Source organism: Prauserella halophila, from assembly GCF_024171895.1.
Lineage (GTDB): Bacteria > Actinomycetota > Actinomycetes > Mycobacteriales > Pseudonocardiaceae > Prauserella > Prauserella halophila.
In genome coordinates this window covers 339,967-359,409 of sequence record NZ_JAMTCQ010000011.1, presented here as the reverse complement: position 1 = coordinate 359,409, position 19,443 = coordinate 339,967, and the positions used below count along the sequence as shown (strand labels likewise).

The 19,443-nt window shown below is 70.9% G+C and carries 16 protein-coding genes; 9 read left to right on the top strand and 7 right to left on the bottom strand.

Going from position 1 to position 19,443, the window contains the following annotated elements; genetic code table 11:
* The first annotated feature begins 125 nt into the window (after positions 1-125).
* Both LY41_RS16510 and LY41_RS16505 read left to right on the top strand, forming a co-directional pair.
* Positions 126-1,004 (top strand): alpha/beta fold hydrolase, encoded by an 879-nt coding sequence (locus tag LY41_RS16510; RefSeq protein ID WP_253864921.1) that lies wholly within the window; start codon positions 126-128, stop codon positions 1,002-1,004.
* Entirely contained in the window at positions 1,001-2,047 is a 1,047-nt protein-coding gene (locus tag LY41_RS16505; RefSeq protein WP_253864920.1) for a ferredoxin--NADP reductase, read from the top strand. The genes LY41_RS16510 and LY41_RS16505 overlap by 4 nt, the downstream gene beginning before the upstream one ends.
* A gap of 191 nt (positions 2,048-2,238) precedes the next feature.
* On the opposite strand, the gene LY41_RS16500 is transcribed toward LY41_RS16505, so the two are convergent.
* The gene (locus tag LY41_RS16500; protein WP_253864919.1) at positions 2,239-2,553 is read right to left on the bottom strand and encodes a ferredoxin; all 315 of its coding nucleotides are present in this window, start codon (positions 2,551-2,553) and stop codon (positions 2,239-2,241) included.
* Complete coding sequence (locus tag LY41_RS16495; RefSeq protein WP_253864918.1) at positions 2,553-3,698, bottom strand: 3-ketosteroid-9-alpha-monooxygenase, oxygenase component; 1,146 nt, start codon at positions 3,696-3,698, stop codon at positions 2,553-2,555. Before LY41_RS16495 ends, LY41_RS16500 begins: the two co-directional genes overlap by 1 nt.
* Positions 3,699-3,940: 242 nt before the next feature.
* Here LY41_RS16495 and LY41_RS16490 point away from each other — a divergent pair, with 242 nt between their 5' ends.
* From LY41_RS16490 to LY41_RS16475, 4 genes are all read left to right on the top strand, one after another.
* A complete protein-coding gene (locus tag LY41_RS16490; protein ID WP_253864917.1) occupies positions 3,941-5,668 on the top strand; it encodes a 3-ketosteroid-delta-1-dehydrogenase in 1,728 nt (575 codons plus the stop codon).
* 114 nt (positions 5,669-5,782) lie between these two features.
* Positions 5,783-6,613 carry an SDR family NAD(P)-dependent oxidoreductase gene (locus LY41_RS16485; RefSeq protein ID WP_253864916.1) on the top strand — a complete coding sequence of 277 codons (831 nt, stop codon included), beginning with the start codon at positions 5,783-5,785 and terminating at the stop codon, positions 6,611-6,613.
* 109 nt (positions 6,614-6,722) lie between these two features.
* Entirely contained in the window at positions 6,723-7,721 is a 999-nt protein-coding gene (locus LY41_RS16480; RefSeq protein ID WP_253864915.1) for an alpha/beta hydrolase, read from the top strand.
* Positions 7,718-9,373 carry a flavin-containing monooxygenase gene (locus tag LY41_RS16475; protein WP_253864914.1) on the top strand — a complete coding sequence of 552 codons (1,656 nt, stop codon included), beginning with the start codon at positions 7,718-7,720 and terminating at the stop codon, positions 9,371-9,373. Before LY41_RS16480 ends, LY41_RS16475 begins: the two co-directional genes overlap by 4 nt.
* Positions 9,374-9,512: 139 nt before the next feature.
* Here LY41_RS16475 and LY41_RS16470 read toward each other — a convergent pair whose 3' ends face one another.
* Entirely contained in the window at positions 9,513-11,045 is a 1,533-nt protein-coding gene (locus tag LY41_RS16470) for an FAD-dependent oxidoreductase (protein ID WP_253864913.1), read from the bottom strand.
* A gap of 351 nt (positions 11,046-11,396) precedes the next feature.
* Positions 11,397-12,152, bottom strand: coding sequence for an SDR family NAD(P)-dependent oxidoreductase (locus LY41_RS16465; RefSeq protein ID WP_301297169.1), 756 nt, complete (start codon positions 12,150-12,152; stop codon positions 11,397-11,399).
* 179 nt (positions 12,153-12,331) lie between these two features.
* Between LY41_RS16465 and LY41_RS16460 the strand changes: the two genes are divergently transcribed.
* Together LY41_RS16460 and LY41_RS16455 are read left to right on the top strand one after the other, a co-directional pair.
* Complete coding sequence (locus LY41_RS16460; RefSeq protein WP_372493296.1) at positions 12,332-13,111, top strand: SDR family oxidoreductase; 780 nt, start codon at positions 12,332-12,334, stop codon at positions 13,109-13,111.
* A gap of 121 nt (positions 13,112-13,232) precedes the next feature.
* A complete protein-coding gene (locus LY41_RS16455) occupies positions 13,233-15,179 on the top strand; it encodes an FAD-binding protein (RefSeq protein WP_253864912.1) in 1,947 nt (648 codons plus the stop codon).
* Positions 15,180-15,390: 211 nt separating this feature from the next.
* Here the strand turns inward: LY41_RS16455 and LY41_RS16450 are convergent, their stop codons facing one another.
* The gene (locus tag LY41_RS16450; RefSeq protein WP_253864911.1) at positions 15,391-16,983 is read right to left on the bottom strand and encodes an AMP-binding protein; all 1,593 of its coding nucleotides are present in this window, start codon (positions 16,981-16,983) and stop codon (positions 15,391-15,393) included.
* 114 nt (positions 16,984-17,097) lie between these two features.
* Between LY41_RS16450 and LY41_RS16445 the strand changes: the two genes are divergently transcribed.
* Positions 17,098-17,724 (top strand): TetR/AcrR family transcriptional regulator, encoded by a 627-nt coding sequence (locus tag LY41_RS16445; RefSeq protein ID WP_253864910.1) that lies wholly within the window; start codon positions 17,098-17,100, stop codon positions 17,722-17,724.
* Between the two features lie 44 nt (positions 17,725-17,768).
* Here the strand turns inward: LY41_RS16445 and LY41_RS16440 are convergent, their stop codons facing one another.
* The gene (locus LY41_RS16440) at positions 17,769-18,569 is read right to left on the bottom strand and encodes a CoA-transferase subunit beta (RefSeq protein ID WP_253864909.1); all 801 of its coding nucleotides are present in this window, start codon (positions 18,567-18,569) and stop codon (positions 17,769-17,771) included.
* Positions 18,566-19,438: a CoA transferase subunit A gene (locus LY41_RS16435; RefSeq protein ID WP_253864908.1), complete on the bottom strand. Its 873-nt coding sequence runs from the start codon at positions 19,436-19,438 to the stop codon at positions 18,566-18,568. Before LY41_RS16435 ends, LY41_RS16440 begins: the two co-directional genes overlap by 4 nt.
* Positions 19,439-19,443: the final 5 nt, after the last annotated feature.

The following is a 19,443-nucleotide window of genomic DNA, read 5'->3' as shown; positions in this document are numbered from 1 at the left end:
GCTCCTCCCGTCGCGGGGTCGGTCGCGTGGACCGTACGGCCGCCGGTGCGCGGCAGCCGTCGCTCCTCCCGGGCAGCGGGATCGATCCGGCGGTGGCACCGGGCCGGCACCTAACGTGCCGATCCATGGACCCGACTGCTACGACGCTCGATGCCACGTCGCACCTGCGCGAGTTGCCCACCGAGCAGGGGGTACTGCGCTACCACGAGATCGGGGAAGGACCGCCACTGGTGCTGCTGCACGGCTCCGGTCCGGGCGTCACCGGGTGGCGGAACTTCTCCGGCAACCTGGAGACGTTCTCGCGCCACTTCCGGTGCCTCGTCCTCGAACTCCCCGGTTTCGGCGTCAGCCACCCCACGGACCGGCCGCTACTGCCTGCCTCGGTCGAGGCCGCGACCCGGCTGTTGGACGGACTCGGTCTCGACCGGGTCGACGTCGTCGGCAACTCGATGGGCGGTATCGCAGGCGCCATCCTCGCGACGGAGCGACCGGACCGGGTGCGGCGCCTGGTCACCGTCGGTGGTGTGGGCCGCAACCTGCTTTCCCCCGGGCCCGGCGAAGGCATCAACCTGTTGATGGACTTCACCGACGATCCGACCCGCGAACGGCTCGTCGACTGGCTGCACTCGATGGTCTACGACCGCAGCATCATCACCGAGGAGATGATCGAGCAGCGCTGGCAGCAGGCCACGGAGCCGGCCACGCTGGCCGGCGCGCGCGGCATGTACGGGCGGGAGGCCTTCGAAGCCACGGCGGCGGCGATGGCCGACTCGGACGCCGCGCCCTACTGGGCCATGCTCCACAAGATCAAGGCCAAGACGCTCATCACGTGGGGACGTGACGACCGGGTCAGTCCCGTCGACATGGCGTTGTTGCCGATGCGCACCATCCCGGATGTGGAACTGCACATCTTTCCGGACTGCGGCCACTGGGCGATGATCGAGCAGAAGGATGCCTGGGAGAGCGTCGTGCTCGCCTTCCTGACCCGGCCGGACGCGTCATGACCGGCATTCGACTGCGGGTCGTCGACGTCGTCGCCGAGACCGAGGACGCCTGCTCGATCGTCCTGGCCGCCGCCGACGGATCCGCCGTCCGCTACCGCCCCGGGCAGTTCCTCACCTTCCGGGTTCCGGCCGCGGACGGCGGGGCGGGGGAGAGCGGGTCGCACCTCGCCCGCTGCTATTCGCTGAGCAGTTCGCCCCACAGCGATCCGGATCGGCTCGCCGTCACGGTCAAGAGGATCCCCGGCGGCCGTGGCTCGTCCTGGATGTGCGACCGCCTCGCCGTCGGCGACGTCGTCGACGCATTGCCACCGGCCGGTACCTTCACCCCGCGGGACCCGGACCGCGACCTGCTCCTCGTCGCCGCAGGCAGCGGGATCACCCCGGTCATGTCCATTCTGCTCGCGGCGCTGGAGATCGGCACCGGCCGAATCACGCTGGTCTACGCCAACCGCGACGAGTGGTCGGTGATCTTCGCGCGCCGCCTCGCCGAACTGGAACGGCGCCACCCGGACCGGTTGGTGGTGCTGCACTGGCTGGAGTCGCTGCACGGGACCCCGGGCGCGGACATGCTCGCGCCCAGACTGGCGCCGTACCTCGACCGGGAGACGTTCGTCTGCGGGCCCGGCCCGTTCATGGGTGCCGTCGAGAAGGCCGTGACCACCCTGGGGATGCCCGCCGAACGCTGGCACAAGGAAGAGTTCGTCTCGCTCACCGGAGACCCGTTCGCCGCGCCGGACGTACCGTCGGGCGCCGACGAGGAGTCCGGCGCCGTCGCGTTGGAGGTGGAGCTCGACGGCACCACCCACGCCCTCGGCTGGGAACGCTCACGCACGCTGCTCGACGTGCTGCTCGCCGCGGGCGTGGCGGCGCCCTACTCGTGCCGCGAGGGCGCCTGCAGCGCGTGCGCCTGCGTCGTGACCGAAGGGGAGGTCGAGATGGAGTCCAACGAGGTGCTCGACGATGCCGACCTCGCCGACGGGCTCGTCCTCTCGTGCCAGGCGCGGCCCGTCGGCGACCGGGTGCGTGTGAGTTACGACGGGTGACCGACGAGAGTCCGAACCCCGAACCCGAACCCGAACCCGAACCCGAGACCGAGTCGGGGCCCGGAGCCCGGGGCCACAGCCCCCGTTTGCCGCGGCTCGGCAACCACGAGGGCCGGTGAGGTCCCCGCCGCCGGGCGGCGGGGACCTCACCGGCCCTGACAGGTGCCTCACCGATGAGCCGGCGCCGAGGATCACTCGCTCTCGGTGAGTACCGGCAGCGCGCCGCGGTCCACAGCGTGGCTGAGGGTGTTGCGCAGCGCCGTGCAGCCACGGAAGGCGGTACCGGCGATGGTCGGCGGTGGGGCCGCCCGGCGCTCGAGACAACCGTCGAGGTCGCCGTGCCACTGGATACTGGTCTGCTCCCAGCTGCTCTTGCGCGCCTCGACCGTGATGCCGCAGCTCTCGCACGAGACCGGCACCATCGGAGCGGTCTCCAGCCGGACGTCGGGACGGACCTCGGGCCGGTCGGCCTTCTCGTTCCCGGGGGTGGTGGTGCGGATGGCCATCAGTGCGCCCCGGCGGCTTCGTCGCGACGTGCCACGTTGTCGGCGACCTCCCGGGACCATGCCTCGGCGGGCCGGGTCATGTCGAGTTCGAACTCGAACCGGTCGGTCATCTCGGCCTGCACGTCCGCGACGTCGGTGTAGAACTGCTGGTACCAGCGCCGCAGCTGGTAGACCGGCCCGTCCTCCTCGCACAGCAACGGATTGTCGATCCGGGCCTTGTTCTGCCAGATCTCGACGTCCTGTTCGAACCCGGTCTTGATGAAATCGCCCATCGTCTTGGCCGAGGCCGCGGCGTGTTCGTCGGAGACGCCCTGCGGCTTCTTGACGATGATGCCGTACTGCAGCACGAAGGAGTTGGTGTCGATCGGGTAATGGCAGTTGATCAGGATCGATTCGAAGTCGCCGGTGTCGAACTCGTACACCAGATCGTCGATCATGAACGACGGGCCGAAGTACGACGCGGTCGACCGGATCTCCAGCAGCTCGGCGCCGTCCTCGCTCGGGATGGCGACGTCGGCCCGTTCCGCGCCGTTCATGTACTGGGTGGCGACGTGGCCCTCGAAGACGTTCTTGAAGTAGGTCGGCATCGAGTAGTGGACGTAGAAGAAGTGCGCCATGTCCACGACGTTGTCGACGATCTCGCGGCAGTTGGAACCATCGATGCGGATGCTGTACCAGTGCCAGTCGGTCCACTCGTCACTGGTGGCTCCCGGGATCCTCGGGATGGCCTGCTCCTCGATCGGCGGGTTGCCCTCGGGGTCGTTCCAGACGAACAGCATGCCGTCCTGGTCCAGCGTGGGCCAGGACGAGGTCCGGGCCCGCAGCGGCACCCGGCGCGAGTACGGGATCTGTTTGCAGCGGCCGTCACCGCCCCAGCGCCAGTCGTGGAACGGGCAGGCGATGTTGCCGTCCTTGACGGTGCCCTGGGTCAGGTCCCCGCCCATGTGGCGGCAGTAGGCGTCGAGTACGTGGATCTCGCCGTCGGCGTCGGCCCACACGACGAGCTTGGTGCCGAAGGCCGTCACCTGGTGGGGCGAGCCGTCGCGGTAGTCGTCCGACAGACCGAGGCAGTGCCAGCCTCGAGCGTAGCGTTCGGCGACGGGGTCGGTTTCGATTCGGCGGGGGACGTCGGGAACGGTCGTCATGACCTCGGTCCTTCCTGCGGTCTGCTGCATGGTTCGGGCGGAGCTCGACCGTAGGGAGTGGTGGGCGGGACACACCGTGCTTCTCCCGTTGCGCGGCACTGTGCGTCGTCGGTGCCCCGTGACGACGCCGCACGAGCGGCCGCACTCCCTCTGAGCGGGAGGTGCCTCGCGCGGCGAGCGAGAACGTGGTGGCGTGCGCTTGCAGCACGCCACCACGCCGATGTCACCCGCGAGGAGACTCGATGTCCGACCGCAGCACGCTGACGCCCGCACCGGCCCACGACACGACCGTCGACCTGGTCGTGATCGGCTCCGGTACCGGGATGGCCGCGGCCCTCGCGGCCGACGAGCTGGGCCTGGAGACGGTGATCGTGGAGAAGACCGGGTACGTCGGCGGGTCGACGGCCCTGTCGGGCGGTGCGTTCTGGATCCCGGCGAGCTCGCTGCTCGCCGGCGAGGGCGCGGTCGATTCGCGCGAGCGTGCCGAGGACTATCTGCGTGCCGTCGTGGCAGGCACCTCGCCGGACGAACGGTGGCAGAGCTTCCTGCACCACGGTGAGGAGACGGTCCGGCTCCTGCAGCGCACCACGCCGATGCGGTTCATATGGAGCAAGGGGTACTCGGACTATCACCCGGAGCTGCCGGGAGGATCCTCGGCAGGCCGGAGCTGTGAATGCCGGCCGTTCGACCTCGCCACGCTCGGGGCCGAGCGGGCGCGGCTGCGTCCCACGGTGTTGCAGTCCCCGATGCCCATGCCGATCACCGGGTTCGACTACAAGTGGATGAACCTGATGGCGCGGATGCCCCGCCGCGGGGTGCCGCGGGTGGTGCACCGGGTCGCACAGGGCATCGGCGGGAAGGTCCTCGGCCGCGAGTACGCCGCCGGTGGCCAGGCGCTGGCCGCCGGGCTGTACGCCGGCGTGCTGCGGGCGGGGATACCGGTGTGGACGGAGACGTCGTTGCAGCAGCTGATCACCGACGGCGACCGGGTGACCGGCGTGGTGCTCGAACAGCACGGTCGCGAGGTGACGGTGCGGGCGCGCCGGGGCGTGGTCCTGGCTGCCGGCGGTTTCGACCACGACATCGCCCTGCGCCGCGAGTTCCAGTCGCCTGCGCTGGAGCCGGGCTGGAGCCTGGGCAGCGAGGGCAACACCGGCGACGCGATCCGGCTGGGGCGTGCAGCGGGCGCCGACGTGGCCTCGATGGATCAGTCCTGGTGGTTCCCGGCGGTGGCACCGTTGCCCGGTCGCTCGCCCGCGGTCCTGCTGGCGGAGCGGTCGCTGCCCGGGTCGTTGATCGTGGACCGCCACGGCCGCCGGTTCGTCAACGAGGCGACCGACTACATGAGCATCGGCCAGCGCATCCTCGAACGAGAGCGCGCAGGGGACCCCGTCGGGGACATGTGGATGGTCTTCGACCAGCGCTACCGCAACAGCTACGTGTTCGCCGCCGAGCTGTTCCCGCGCATGCCGATCCCGGACAGCTGGTACGACGCGGGCATCGCGCACCGGGCCGAGGGTCCGGCCGATCTGGCCGGCCGAACCGGGCTGCCGGTCGAGGCGCTGACCGCGTCGGTGCACCGGTTCAACACGCTCGCCGCGGCCGGGGTCGACGACGACTTCGGGCGGGGCAGCAGTGCCTACGACCGCTACTACGGCGACCCGACCGTGACCCCGAATCCCAATCTGCGGCCCCTCGACGGGCCGCTTCACGCGGTGCGGATCGTCCTCGGCGACCTCGGAACCTGCGGCGGACTGGCGACCGACGGGCAGGCGCGGGTGCTGCGCGAGGACCGCACCCCGTTCGGTGGGTTGTACGCGATCGGCAACACCGCGGCGAACGCCTTCGGTGCCGCCTACCCCGGAGCCGGAGCGACGATCGGGCAAGGCCTGGTCTACGGCACCGTGGCGGCCCGGCACGCGGCCGCTCACGGCGGGGTCGACACGGAATCGGCGGCCCCGGTCCACTGACGGCGCCGTGGCCGGTGTCGCCGCGATGCTCGCGAGCACCGACGGGGCGTTCCTCACCGGGACCGAGATCCGCATCGACGACGGAACCCACTACTGAACCCGGAGCCATGGGCGATGACCACGACACCGCAGCGATTCGGCCGCGGAACGGCGGTGGTGACCGGCGCCGGATGCGGTCTCGGTGAGGCCCTCGCCGAGCAGTTGTGCGGGCACGGCATGGCCGTCGTGGTCGCCGACGCCGACGCGGGCCGCGCGGGGACCGTGGCGCGGCGGCTGCGTGCCCACGGAGGACGTGCCGAGGCCCGTACGGTCGACGTCGCCGACCCGGCGGCGGTCGAGGACCTGGCGGTGGCGACGTACGCCGAGCACGGCAGCGTCGATCTGCTCCTCAACAACGCGGGCGTCGAGCTCGGCGGTCGGGTCTGGGAGATCGACCCCGTCCGCTGGCGCAGGCTGATGTCGGTCAACATCGACGGTGTCTTCCACGGCGTTCGCGCGTTCCTGCCGCGGATGCTGACCCGGGGCGCCCCCGCGATCGTCGCCAACGTGGCGTCCGTCGGCTCCGTCACGACGCCGCCGCGGCAGAGCGCGTACGTCGCCAGCAAACACGCCGTCCTCGGATTCACCGAATGCCTCCACCGGGAGCTCGCCGAGATCGGCGCGCCGGTGCAGGTCTCGGCCGTCCTTCCGTCCTGGGTGCGCACCCGGATCTTCGAGGACGCCCTGGCCGCGGGACCGGCCGGTGCTGCCTCGTCGCACGAGCACCTGTCCGGAATGAGTGCGTCGATGGCTGCGCAGGGCCTGGCGCCGGCGGACGCTGCCGCGCGGATTCTCGACGGGATCGCGCGGGGCGATTTCTGGGTCTTCACCGATCCGCAGCGAGGTCCCGAACTGCGGTCGGCACGGGGCAGGCTGCTCCTCGACGGCGAACCGCCTGCCGGCTGAGACCTGTTCCCGGGTTCCGTGCCGTGGAACTTCCCGGACCGGACATCCCGCCGCTGAGCCAAGGTCGGGCCGATGTACGAGCTGGTGCCACACGGACGAGGAGGTAGGGATGAGTGAGGCCGGCGCTGAGGCGACGTCCCGGGTCGGGCCGATCACCGGTGCCGTCGACCGGATGCGGACCGTCCTCGAGGAGGGATTCCCGCCGGTGTGGGAGATGACGGGGGAGCAGGCCCGCGCGGCGATGGACGCGCGCGTCCAGCCGGTCGCCAACCTCGACGACGTACGGTCCGCCACCGACCGGTGGCTTCCGCCCGATCCCGGCCAGGAGGCGCTGCGGGTGCGGGTCTACGAACCGCACGGGCAGCCGCGACCCCGCGCCGGGGTGGTGTTCTGCCACGGCGGGGGATTCGTGTTCTGCAGCGTCGAGAGCCACGACGGATTCTGCCGCCGGATGGCGCGGGATCTGGACGCGGTGGTCGTCTCCGTCGACTACCGGCCGGCCCCGGAGCATCCGGCGCCGGCGGCCGCAGAGGACGCGTACCGGGCCACCTGCTGGGCCGCCGACAACACCACGGCGCTCGGGATCGATCCCGAGCGGCTCGTGGTGGCCGGCGACAGCGCGGGCGGCAACCTCGCCGCCGCCGTGGCCCTGATGGCGCGCGACCGGGACGGTCCGCGGGTGGCCGCGCAGGCACTGCTGTACCCGGTGATCGAACCCGACTTCACCACCGAGTCCTACCGGCGCTATTCGACCGGCCAGGTCAACACGCTCGCGGCGATGCAGTGGTACTGGCAGCAGTACGTGCCCGGCGACCTGCCGGAGCCGGGCGAGTACGTCGTGCCGTCCCGTGCGGCCACGCTGGCCGGATTGCCTCCTGCGGTCGTCGTGAGCGCCGCCCGGGATCCGTTGTACAGCGAGGGCGAGGCGTACGCGACCGCGTTGCGCGGCGCCGGCGTTCCGGTGCGCCGTCGCACGTATCCGGAACTGTTCCACGGGTTCCTGACCATCCTCCCGTTCGCACCCGCAGCCTCGGCGCGCGACCTGCTCTGGGCCGACCTGCAGGCACAGCTCGACCGACCGACCTCGAATCAGGAGACCCGCCGATGAACCGGACCGTGACCGATCCCGACACCGTCCCGGAGACTCGGGACGTCCCCGACCCCGACGGCGGCCTGCTCGACACCGTCGTCGTCGGGGCCGGATTCGCCGGGATGTACGCCCTGCACCGCATGCTCGACAGCGGCCGCACCGCGGTCGCGTTGGAAGCCGGTCACGGCGTCGGCGGGGTGTGGTACTGGAACCGCTACCCCGGCGCCCGGTGCGACGTCGAGAGCGTCGACTACTCCTACTCCTTCGACGAGACGTTGCAGCAGGACTGGGTGTGGAGCGAACGGTACGCGACCCAACCCGAGATCCGCCGGTACTGCGAGTACGTCGCCGACCGGTTCGGCCTGCGGCCGCACCTCCGCTTCGGCCGCCGGGTCGACCGCGCGCACTTCGACGACCGGGACGCGGTCTGGACCATCGGCACCGAGGACGGGGAGCGGTACCGAGCCCGCCACGTCGTGCTCGCCACCGGCTCGCTCTCGGCTCCGAACCTGCCGGATCTGCCGGGGCGCGACTCGTTCGAGGGCGAGGTACTGATGACCGCCCAGTGGCCCGCGGAGGGCGTCGACCTCACCGGCAACCGGGTAGGCGTCATCGGTACCGGGTCCTCCGGGATCCAGGCGATTCCGCTGATCGCCGAGGCGGCCGAGTCGCTCACGGTGTTCCAGCGTTCGGCCAACTACACCGTTCCCGTGCTCAACCACGAGTTCACCGACGACGACTGGGAACGTCTCCAGGCCGGCTACCCCGATCGCCGCGCCGCGTCCTGGCGTAGCGGAGCGGGGTCTCCGCACACCGCGTACCCGAAGGACTTCTGGGAGATCGACGAGCAGGAACGCGAAGCCGCGTTCGCGGCCCGGTGGGCCGAGGGAGGCGTGCTGTTCGGCAAGACCTTCGACCGGCAGACGGTCGACCCGGAGATCAACCGGGCGGCGCGCGACTTCGCCGAACGGAAGATCCGTGAGATCGTCCGCGATCCGCAGACCGCCGCGGATCTGACGCCGACCGACCATCCGATCGGCACCAAGCGGATCTGCACCGACCGCGGTTACTACGAGACCTTCAACGCCGACCACGTCAGCCTCGTCAACCTGCGGCGTGACCCGATCGTCGAGGTCACCCCGTGGGGCGTGAAGACGGAGGAGGGCATCCACGAGCTCGACGTGCTGGTCTACGCCACCGGTTTCGACGCCATGACCGGTGCACTCACCCGGATCGACATCGTCGGCCCCCGCGGCGACCGCCTGGCCGACACCTGGTCCGGTGGCCCGCTGACCTACCTGGGCGTGGGCATCCCCGGCTTTCCCAACCTGTTCGCTCTCAACGGGCCGGGCAGCCCGTCGGTACTGATCAACATGGTGCTCGCGGCAGAGCAGCAGGTGGACTGGGTGATGGAGTTGCTCGACCACTGCGACGCCCACGGCCACACTCGGGTCGAGGCTCGTCACGACGCCGCCGAGACCTGGACCACGCACGTCGACGAGCTGTCCCGCACGACCCTCTTCCCCGAGGCACCGTCGTGGTACATGGGTGCCAACATCGAGGGCAAGAAGCGGGTCTTCATGCCCTACATCGGCGGATTCAAGGGATACATCGACAAGTGCGCCGAGTGCCGGGACAACGACTACGCCGGCTTCGTGCTCGGCTCGTGACGGCTGCGGGAGGGTTCCGGGTCGTCCGTGATCCGGAACCCTCCCGCGGGTGCTGGGATCGCCCGCTCGTCAGTGATCCCCCTGTTCGCCAGTGATTCCCGCTCGTCAGCGGCACCGGATCGTCAGCGGCACCGGATCGTCAGCGGCCCGCGGCGGCTCGACCGGCTCTGCGGCCGAAGAAGGTGCCGTCGCCGAGTGAGGTGCCGCTGATGTAGCCCCAGGAGTGGAGCCCGGAGGTGGCCCGGCCCGCGGCGTACAGGCCCGCGACGGTTCCGCCGTCGAGGTCGAGGACGGCTCCGTCGCCCGTGGTGTGGAGCCCGCCGAGGGTGAAGACCTCGGCACCACCGCCTCCGGCATCGCCGTGCTCGGGCGGGGTGATACCGCGGCGCACGTCGATCGCGGCCAGGGGAGGGTTCAACGGCCGCAGCCAGCGCGCCGTTTTGTGGAAGTAGGGATCCTCGCCCCGGGCGGCGTGCCGGTTGTACTCGCCGATGGTGGTCCGGAGCGCACCGTCGGGCATGCCGATCTCCCGTTCCAGCTCGTCGGCGGTCTCGGCCACGAAGTGCGGGACGACGCCCCAGCGCTGGTCCTCCGGGACCTCCTCGTAGGCCTGTTGGTCGAGGATCACCCAGACCTTCAGGCCGTGGTGGAACAGCGCGGCCTGGCCGACCAGTCCCGGGTAGGTGTCCTCGTTGACGAAACGCTGCCCCTGGTCGTTGACGATCATTCCTCGCACCATCATGCCGGGCACGAGCGCGATGCCGACCTGCCCGGCCGACATGTGCCTGACCGCGGCGCCGACGGCCTGGGCCATCACGATGCCGCGGCCGTCGTCGCCGCCGTCGCTGTTGGCCGGAAGTCCGACCAGTTGCGGCGCGTGCTGGGCCACCATGTCGGCGTTGTCGGCGAAACCTCCGGTGGTGAGGACGACGCCGTGCCGTGCCCGGTAGGTCACCGTCTCTCCGAAGTGGCGTGCCACGACGCCGACGACGCGGGGCCCGTCAGCGCTACCCCGGTCGGAGCTGCTCCGGTCGGTGCTGTGTCTCGCTGTGTTGTGGCGCTCGACGATCAACCGCGTGGCGCCGGTGTCGGTGTGGACTGCGACGTCGCTGGCGGCGACGGCATCGCCCAGCACCGACATCAGCACCCTGCCGCCGAATCCGTCAGCGGTGACGCGGTGTCCGCGTGGCGCAGGAACGGCCACGTCGCAGTGTGGATGGGCGAATTCGCCCATCCACATCAGACCGTCGTCGGTCGGCGGCACCCACGTCGGGGTGTCCCACAGCGACGGTTTGAAGGGGACGCCGAGGCCGGTCAGCCAGCGGTAGTGCTCGAGGCTGCCCCGGCAGTAGAGCCCGACCTTCTCCGCATCGGCGTCGGGACCGAGTGCGCTGAGGAGGAACTTCTCCATCTCCTCGGCGGTGTCGGCGAAGCCGCACGCCGTTTGGATCGGCGTGCCGCCGCCGAGGTAGATCTCGCCACCGGACATCGCGGCGGACCCGCCTCCGCCGCTCTGCCGTTCGAGCACGGTGGTGCGGGCGCCGGCTGCGTGGGCCTCCAACGCGGCGGCAGCCCCGGCGCAGCCGAAACCCACGACCAGCACGTCCGTCTCGTGGTCGAACGAGTCGATCTCGGCGACGTCGAGCGCGGACACGGGTGTCTTCTCACTCATCGGTTCGTCCTCTCGGGAACGTGCCGGGATCCTTGCGGTCGCAGGCGCGCAGGTACCGGTGCTTCAGGGGTCTTGATCGCTTCCGTGGCCTCCACGGCGCGCGGTCGCGCCGCCAGGTCGGTGTCGGGCATGCACAACCCTTTCGGTGCGGACGGTCGGGACCACCGCCGTGCAGTGACCTGCATCACTCTCCGGTGTCGGTCGAGGCTGACACCGAAGCGGGCGCCGATGGGGCCGTACTCCCGCTGGGCGGCAGTGCCTCTCGTCCGGCGATCCGGCCGGTGTGCTCCCGGGCGGCCGGAGCGTTCCGGCAGCGGTCTGGCCCGCGGGGCGTGCGACCACGCGCCGGCGTCAGACGCTGTACCCGCCGTCGACGTCGAGCTTCTGCCCGGTGATGAATCCGGCCTCGTCGGAGGCGAGGAAGGCGACCGCCGCAGCGATGTCGTCGGCGGTGCCGAACGTGCGTAGCGGGATGGCGGCGCGGGCCGCGTCGAGCGCGCGGGTGTCGAGATCGCCGGAGCCGATCAGGCGCTGGGCCATGCCGGCGGTGAGCATGCCCGGTCCGACACAGTTCACCCGGACGCCGAATCGGCCCTCCTCGGCGGCGAAACCGCGGGCGAGGGCCTCGACCGCCGCCTTCGGGGCGGTCGAGAGCCCGTCCCGTACCGGGTGACGACGGGTGGCGGCGGTCGTGACGGCGGTCATCGATCCACGGGTGCGGCGTAGCGACGGCAGCAGCGCCTGCATCAGGTTGAAGAACGCGTCGACGTCCTGGTCGAGCTGGCGGGCCAGCTGCTGCGAGGTGACGCGGGACAGGTGCACCATCGGCACGTGGGGTCCCGCGGTGTGGACCGCGGTACGGACGTCGCCGCAGCTCTCGAGAGCTGCGGCGAGCGCGGCGTGCGTCGCGTCCGGGTCCGCGAGATCGACGGCCGCAGTATGGACCACCCGATCGCCGAGTTCGGCGAGGAGGTCGTCGGGTCTGCGGGTGTGATGGAGCACGGCCAGGCGAGAGCCGGTGGCGGCGAGGCGGCGGCAGACGGCCCGCCCCAGTCCGCCGGAGGCTCCGGTCACCAGGGCCGCGCCGGCCGCGTCCGCGCTATTCATGCGTCCGGTCTCCGTTCGCTCGCCTCGTCGGGACTGGGCTGGTCGGGACGGGGGCTGGTGGCGTGGGGCATGCCAGCGAAACTAGCAAGCGCTTGGTTTCCCGACAACGAACTGAATGAACCTAGCGCTTGCTTGGTATTCCGGGTAGGCTGCGGGCACCGACACGGGAAAGGGTGCACGTGACGTACGAGATGGACATGACCGACCGGGTGGTGCTGGTGACCGGGGGCGGCCGCGGCGTCGGGGCGGGGATCGCCGAGGTGTTCCTCCGTGCCGGCGCGTCCGTGGAGATCTGCGGACGTCGGGAACCGGAGAGCGCGATCGAGGTCGACGAGCGCCGCACGCACTTCTCGGCGGTCGATATCCGCGAGGCCGACCAGGTGGCCGACTGGATCGCCGATATCGAATCCCGCAGGGGGCGCCTGGACATCGTGGTCAACAACGCCGGTGGGGCGCCGTTCGCGGAGTTCGGCGACGGCTCCCCCCGCTTCCACGCCAAGATCAACGACCTCAACTTCATGGGTGTCGTCCATGTCGCCCACGCGGCATATCCGCTGCTGCGGCGGTCCGGGAGTGGGGTGATGCTCAGCGTCACGTCGATCTCGGCCCGCAGGCCCAGTCCGGGCACAGCGGTGTACGGGGCGGCGAAGGCCGCCGTGGAGAGTCTCACCACCAGTCTGGCCGTCGAATGGGCACCCGGGGTGCGGGTCAACGCGGTCAGCTGCGGCCTCGTCGCCACCCCCGGGTCCACCGGCCACTACGGCAGCGACGAACAGGCGGCCCGGGTCGCCGCCACCATTCCCCGCGGCGTCCTCGCGACCCCGCAGGACGTCGGGCAGGCCTGCCTGCTGCTCGCGTCGCCGCTGGCCGAGCATGTGACCGGCGCCGTGCTGGACGTCGACGGTGGCGGCGAACGGCCCGCGTTCCTCCAGCACACCCCGAACGCCGGACGGTCCTGAGCGGCCGTGCCCATCGGGGCGCCGCCGCGGTCCCGCTGGCCGGGATCGGCGGGCGGACGAGGCCCGGCTCCTCCCTAGGGTCGCGGCCACCTGCTTCCGTGGATCGACAAAGGAGGGCACCGTGACCGAGTGGGACCGTGAGGCCGACGTCGTGGTGGTGGGGTCGGGTGGCGGCGGCATGGCCGGGGCCTACACCGCGGCCCGCGAAGGGCTGGAGGTCGTCCTCGTCGAGGCGACCGATCACTTCGGCGGGACCACCGCGTACTCGGGCGGAGGCGGTGTCTGGTTCCCGGCGAATCCGGTGCTGCAGCGGGCCGGGGCCGACGACACCGTCGAGGACGCGCTGGAGTACTACCGAGCCGTCGTCGGTGACCGTACGCCCGCCGCGCTGCAGGAGACCTACGTGCGAGGCGGCGCCGGTCTCGTCGAGTACCTCGAGTCCGACGAGCGGTTCGAGTTCATGGCCTACCCGTGGCCCGATTACTTCGGCGCGGCCCCGAAAGCCAGGACGGACGGCTACCGCCACATCGTGCCGGCACCGCTGCCCGCCGCCGAGATCGGCGAGCTGCGGGACGTGCTGCGGGGGACACTCGACGCCGAGCGGCTGGGCGCAGCCCTGCCGGACCCGCTGGTGGGCGGCCAGTCGCTCATCGGCCGGTTCCTCACGGCGCTGGCCGATCACCCGAAGGCGAGCCTGTGGCGGAACTCCCCGCTGGTGGAACTGGTCGTCGAGGGAGGTGCGGTCGTCGGGGCCGTCGTCGAGCGGACCGAGGGGCGCGAGACGCAGCGCCTGCGGCTTCGCGCCCGCCGCGGCGTCCTGCTGGCCGCAGGCGGCTTCGAACGCAACGACGAGATGCGCCTCGCGCACGGGGTGCCCGGTGCCGCGCGCGACACCATGGGACCAGCCGGCAACGTCGGGGGCGCCCACCGGGCCGCGACGGCGGTGGGCGCCGACGTCGACCTGATGGACCAGGCGTGGTGGTCGCCGGGACTGACGCACCCGGACGGACGTTCGGCGTTCGCCCTCGGATTCACCGGAGGCATCTTCGTCGACGCCGGGGGCAGGCGATTCGTGAACGAGTCCGCGCCGTACGACCGGCTGGCGCGGGAGGTCGTACGGCAGCTGCCGCCGGGGGAGCGCACCATGCGCTTCTGGATGATCTACGACGACCGCGACGGCGAGGTGCCGCCGGTCCAGGCTCCCAACGTCTCCTTCTCGCCGACCGAGGACTACCGGGCCGCCGGGCTGTGGCACACGGCCGGCACGCTGGCGGAACTGGCAGACCGGATCGGCGTTCCTGCGGGCGAACTGGAGGCGACCGTGGCCCGGTTCAACGCCATGGTGGAAATGGGTGAGGACCGCGATTTCCACCGCGGCCGGGAGGCGTACGACCGTTCCTTCTCCGGCGGCGGGTCACCCCTCGTACCGATCGAGAAGGGTCCCTTCCATGCGGCGGCGTTCGGACTGTCCGATCTGGGCACCAAGGGCGGACTGCGTACCGATACGGCGGCGCGTGTGCTGGACGGCAGCGGCGAGCCCATGCGCGGGCTCTACGCGGCCGGCAACACGATGGCCGCGCCGAGCGGGGAGGTGTATCCGGGCGGTGGCAACCCGATCGGCACCAGCATGCTCTTCGCCCACCTCGCGGTGCGGGACATGGCAGCCGCGGGCGGCGAAGGGCGCGCCGGCGCGGACACGCCGGCGCCGGAGGCGGTTCGCGCGACCGTCGAGAGCTATCTGGCCGCGATCGCCTCCGCGGACGGGGCGAGGATCGCCGCGCTGTACACGGAGGACGGAACGATGGAGGATCCCGCCGGCAGCGATCCGCTGGTCGGCCGCGGCGCGATCGCCGGGTTCTTCGAGACCATGGCCGGGGCGCGGGTGGAGACCGAGCTGCTGCACCTTCGCGTCGCCGGCCGGGAGGCGGCGTTCCATTTCCGGGTCACCGCGACCGCGGAGGGCCGATGCACCACCATCTCGCCGATCGACGTGATGACCCTCGACGACCGGTGCCGGATCGTCGCACTGCGGGCCTTCTGGTCACCCGATGACGTGGCCGTGCGCTGATGTGACCGTGCGCTGATGTGACCGTGCAGTGACGTGACTGTGCAGTGACGTGACTGTGCGCTGACATCCGGCACTTGGCGGCGGGCCGCACTCACTCCGTTCCGGGGATTGGGGTGAGGGGTACCGGCGTGGCGTGAGTGCGGCCCGCCGCGACACGGGACGAGCCCACACCGGCGTGCACCGGTGTGGGCTCGTCCCGTGTGCCCGGCTGTTACGCGGGGCCGGTCAGTTCCCGCTTGAGCACCTTCCCGCTGGCGTTGCGGGGCAGTTCGGTGAGGGCGATGACCTCGCGCGGCACCTTGAAGTTGGCCAGCCGTTCCCGGCACCAGGCGATCGTCGCGTCCTCGTCGACGGTCACCCCGGCGCGAGCGACGAGGTAGGCGCGGGGAACCGACCCCAGCCGGTCGTCGGGAATCCCCACCACGGCAGCCTCCACGACGTCGGGATGCGTGCTGAGCACGTTCTCCACCTCGGCCGGATAGACGTTGAAGCCGCCGACGACGATCATGTCCTTGAGCCGGTCGGTGATCGTCAGGCAGCCGTGTTCGTCGAGCCGTCCGACGTCGCCGGTGTGCAACCAGCCTCCGGAGTCGATCGCGTCCGCCGTGGCCGCCGGATCGTCGAGGTAGCCGAGCATCACGTTCTCGCCCCGCAGCAGTACCTCCCCGTCGGATCCGGCCGGCAGGTCGTGTCCGCCGGTGTCGACGATGCGCACCTCGATGCCGTCGACGGCCGGGCCGCAGCATTCCGCGATGTGGCGGGGGTCGTCATCGGCGCGGGAGTGGGTCGCGACCACGCATTCGGTGAGTCCGTACGGCTGGGCGACCCGGTCGATACCGAGGACGTCGATCATCTGCTCGAAGAGGTTCGCCGGTACGGAGGTGGCTCCGGCGACGGCGTAGCGCAGTGACGACAGGTCGTGGTGCGGCAGCCGTGGGTGGTTGATCAGGGTGGTGAAGATCGTGGGCGGTCCCGGCAGGACGGTGATCCGCTCGGCCTCGACGAGCTGCAGCAGCTGTTCGGCGTCGAAGGTGGCCAGCGGATAGATCGCGGTGCCTGCGGTGAGCGAGGTGAGCAGTCCGGCCTTGTAGCCGAAGCTGTGGAAGAACGGGTTGACGACGGCGTACCGGTCCGTCTCGGTCAGCTCGGCGCCCCGGGCCCACACGTGTGCCACGCCGAGCGTCTGCCGGTGGCCACTCATGACGCCTTTCGGCAGTCCGGTGGTGCCGGAGGTGTACAGGATGTCGCACACGGTGTCGGGGGTGACGGCCTCCGTCGCCGCGGCGAGGTCGGTGTCGGGGACCGTGGCACCACGTGCGAGGAAATCCGGCCACGACAGCGTGTCCGCTCGGGGGGTCGTCCCCACGTCGACGACCGTGTGCAGGTCGGGGAGGCCGGGGATCGGGCCGGTCGTGCCGGCGTCCGGCCCGGCCGAATCGATCAGCAGCTGGACCCGGTCGGCTCCGAGGAAGTCGCCGGCGACGACGAGTGCACCGGCTCGGGAATGCGCCAGGATGTGGCGGGCCTCCTGACCGCGATAGCGCGTGTTGAGCGGCACGACGGCGGCGCCGATGAGCTGGGCGCCGAGCAGTGCGACGATGAACTCGGTTCCGTTGGGGGCCCAGATCGCGACGCGGTCACCGGGACGCACGCCGATGGCGAGGTGGCTCCGTGCGGCGTGCCGTGCCCGGGCGGCCAGTTCGGCATAGCTCAGCGTGTCCTCCCCGTCCACGACGGCGGGCCGGTGCCCGAAACGGCGCTCGCCGGCGGACAGCAGGGCGGGAATCGTGAGTGGTCCGGTCACTGCAGCCTCCCAGGAAGCAAGTGCTTGTTCGGTATTCTAGTAGGGTCGGCCCCGGCGGACCACGGTGCGATCCGTCCACGTGGCGCTGGGCGTCGGTCGGCAGGAGGAGAAGCGATGACGGAGAGCACGACGAAAAAGCCCCGGAAGCGTCCCGGTAACGGTGCCGGGTCGGCGCGGCGCGCGGAGCTGTTGGAGATCGCGGCCCGGCTCTTCGCGACCCGGGGCTACTCGCAGACAACCGTCCGCGACATCGCCGACGAGGCCGGAATCCTCTCCGGAAGCCTCTATCACCACTTCAGCTCCAAGGAGACGATGCTCGAGGAGATCCTCCGGGGTTTCATGGACGGTCTGCTCGAACGCTTTCACGAGATCGTCGCCGGGGCCGCCACGCCGCGTGAGGCACTGGACGGCCTGGTCCGCTACTCCTTCACCGCGATCCACGAGCAACAGGCCGCGGTGTCGCTGTACCAGAACGAGATCGCGCTGCTGAGCCGGCTGCCCGACTTCGATTTCGTGGAGGAGAACAGTCGCCGGGTCGAGGCGATCTGGATCGCCGTCCTCGAGGAAGGGCGGCGGACCGGTGACTTCCGGGAGGATCTGCAGCCCGCACTGGTCTACCGCTTCGTCCGGGACGCGGTCTGGTCCTCGGTGCGATGGTACAACCCCGACGGGACGATGCGGCACGACACGCTCGCCGAGCAGTGTCTGCTCCTTCTCCACACCGGCCTGCTGGCCGGCTGACCCGGTTCGGGCCGGCCGGCAGGCAGGCCGGGTGCGGGACGTGCTCAGCCCCGCACCTCACGCTCGCGCATCCCCGTGGGGTCCAGCACGGTGCGGATCAGCTCCAGCTCCCTGGCGTCGGGCAGGCGCGTGGTTCCCGCGCCGCTGGTGTCGATCTCGAAACCGGTGGCGTCGCGGACGTCCGCCGCGGTCACCCCGGGGTGGAGCGAGCGAACCGCGAGGTGCCCCTCCGGGTCGTAGCCCAGGACGGCGAGGTCGGTGATCACGACGCCCAGGTCGTGGAACCGCAGGCTCTGCGTCGGGTGCCGGCGCGCCCGGTCGTTGCCCACGCCGCAGACCACGTCGACGGACTCGGTGAAGATCCGCGTGCTGTGGTGCGCGATCCAGTAGTCGGTGCGGTGGTTGACGGTGTTGCCGGGTGCGCCGCGGACGCCGATCAGTTGCCGGGTCGGAGTGCGCCGATCGCCGATCGAGGAGATGTTCTGGTTGCCGTACCGGTCGATCTGACTGGCGCCCATCATGCTGTGCCGCTTGCCGCTGTTGAGGATGTCGAAGATCAGCCGGAACGGCACCCAGCTCTCGACGACGCCGCCGGCAGCGGCGGTTTCCCCCAGCGGCGGCGCCTCCGCCATGAAGAAGCACTCACCGTCGTTGACGACCAGCTCGGGGGAGTGGGTCAGCCGGGCGAGGCGCGCGCTGATCATCGGCACGATCCCGACCGCGTGCGCGAGCACCTCGCCGGAGTCGCGCCAGGCGTCGCTGCACGCGGTGATGCAGACCTCGGCGCGGGTGGCGCCGGTGCCGGTCGGCTCGCCGGTCGTCCGGTCGTCGATGCTGACGTTCATGATGCCTGCTCCTTGTGGGACGAGTGGAAATCCGCCACCGCGGCGAGGTAGGACGCCTCGTCGCCGGTCAGAAAGGTGCGGGTGAACCGCTGCCAGGACTCGGGGTCCTTGGCCGCCGTGGCGTAGTGCTGCTGGAACGCCTCGTCACGTCCGTAGTCCGGCTCGCAGCCGGTGAAGTGTGCACCGTGCGGCGCTTCGATGACACCGTCGACGAACATGCGGCTCAGCAGCAGTGATTGCGGCGGCCCACCCGCGCCGAGTTCGGGAGTCGGCACGACCTTCTCGGTGGACAGGAAGGTCGTGTCCGAGGCCATCGCGAACAGGTCGTCGAAGTACGGGTCCGGGCCGAGGTACTGGCCGTTGCCCGCGGCGTCGCTGCGATTGAGGTGGATCAACGCCACGTCCATCCGCACGCCGGGCACGGCGACGTAGTCCTCGTCGGTGTAGGGCGAGGTGACGGTCTTCAGTTCCGGATTCATCGCCATGACGTCGCTTTCCAGGCCCGCCCTCGTGGGCAGGAAGGACAGCCGGTTGGCCCCGGCCCGCAACGCGGTGACGAACATTCCCTCGTCGTATTCGGACGTGTCGATACTTCCGGATTCCCGCGCCGCCCGGAAATGCGGGTCGAGCGGAATGCTGTCGAGCGAGACGAATCCGTAGACGAGCTTGCGCACCTTGCCCGCCGCGCACAACAGGCCGACGTCGGGGCCGCCCAGGGTCACGACCGTCAGATCGGTGACGTCGCTGCGCAACAGCTCGCGTACCGCCGCCATCGGTTTGCGGCGCGAGCCCCAGCCGCCGATGCCGAGCGTCATGCCGGATTCGATGTGCCGGGGCAGTTCGGTCAGCGGCATCGTCTTGTCGCTCATGTGCC

Excerpts from the sequence above, each read along its gene's own strand:
- LY41_RS16510 (WP_253864921.1), top strand. The coding sequence starts at position 126 with ATGGACCCGACTGCTACGACGCTCGATGCCACGTCGCACCTGCGCGAG.
- LY41_RS16505 (WP_253864920.1), top strand. The coding sequence starts at position 1,001 with ATGACCGGCATTCGACTGCGGGTCGTCGACGTCGTCGCCGAGACCGAG.
- LY41_RS16500 (WP_253864919.1), bottom strand. The coding sequence starts at position 2,553 with ATGGCCATCCGCACCACCACCCCCGGGAACGAGAAGGCCGACCGGCCC.
- LY41_RS16495 (WP_253864918.1), bottom strand. The coding sequence starts at position 3,698 with ATGACGACCGTTCCCGACGTCCCCCGCCGAATCGAAACCGACCCCGTC.
- LY41_RS16490 (WP_253864917.1), top strand. The coding sequence starts at position 3,941 with ATGTCCGACCGCAGCACGCTGACGCCCGCACCGGCCCACGACACGACC.
- LY41_RS16485 (WP_253864916.1), top strand. The coding sequence starts at position 5,783 with ATGACCACGACACCGCAGCGATTCGGCCGCGGAACGGCGGTGGTGACC.
- LY41_RS16480 (WP_253864915.1), top strand. The coding sequence starts at position 6,723 with ATGAGTGAGGCCGGCGCTGAGGCGACGTCCCGGGTCGGGCCGATCACC.
- LY41_RS16475 (WP_253864914.1), top strand. The coding sequence starts at position 7,718 with ATGAACCGGACCGTGACCGATCCCGACACCGTCCCGGAGACTCGGGAC.
- LY41_RS16470 (WP_253864913.1), bottom strand. The coding sequence starts at position 11,045 with ATGAGTGAGAAGACACCCGTGTCCGCGCTCGACGTCGCCGAGATCGAC.
- LY41_RS16465 (WP_301297169.1), bottom strand. The coding sequence starts at position 12,152 with ATGAATAGCGCGGACGCGGCCGGCGCGGCCCTGGTGACCGGAGCCTCC.
- LY41_RS16445 (WP_253864910.1), top strand. The coding sequence starts at position 17,098 with ATGACGGAGAGCACGACGAAAAAGCCCCGGAAGCGTCCCGGTAACGGT.
- LY41_RS16440 (WP_253864909.1), bottom strand. The coding sequence starts at position 18,569 with ATGAACGTCAGCATCGACGACCGGACGACCGGCGAGCCGACCGGCACC.
- LY41_RS16435 (WP_253864908.1), bottom strand. The coding sequence starts at position 19,438 with ATGAGCGACAAGACGATGCCGCTGACCGAACTGCCCCGGCACATCGAA.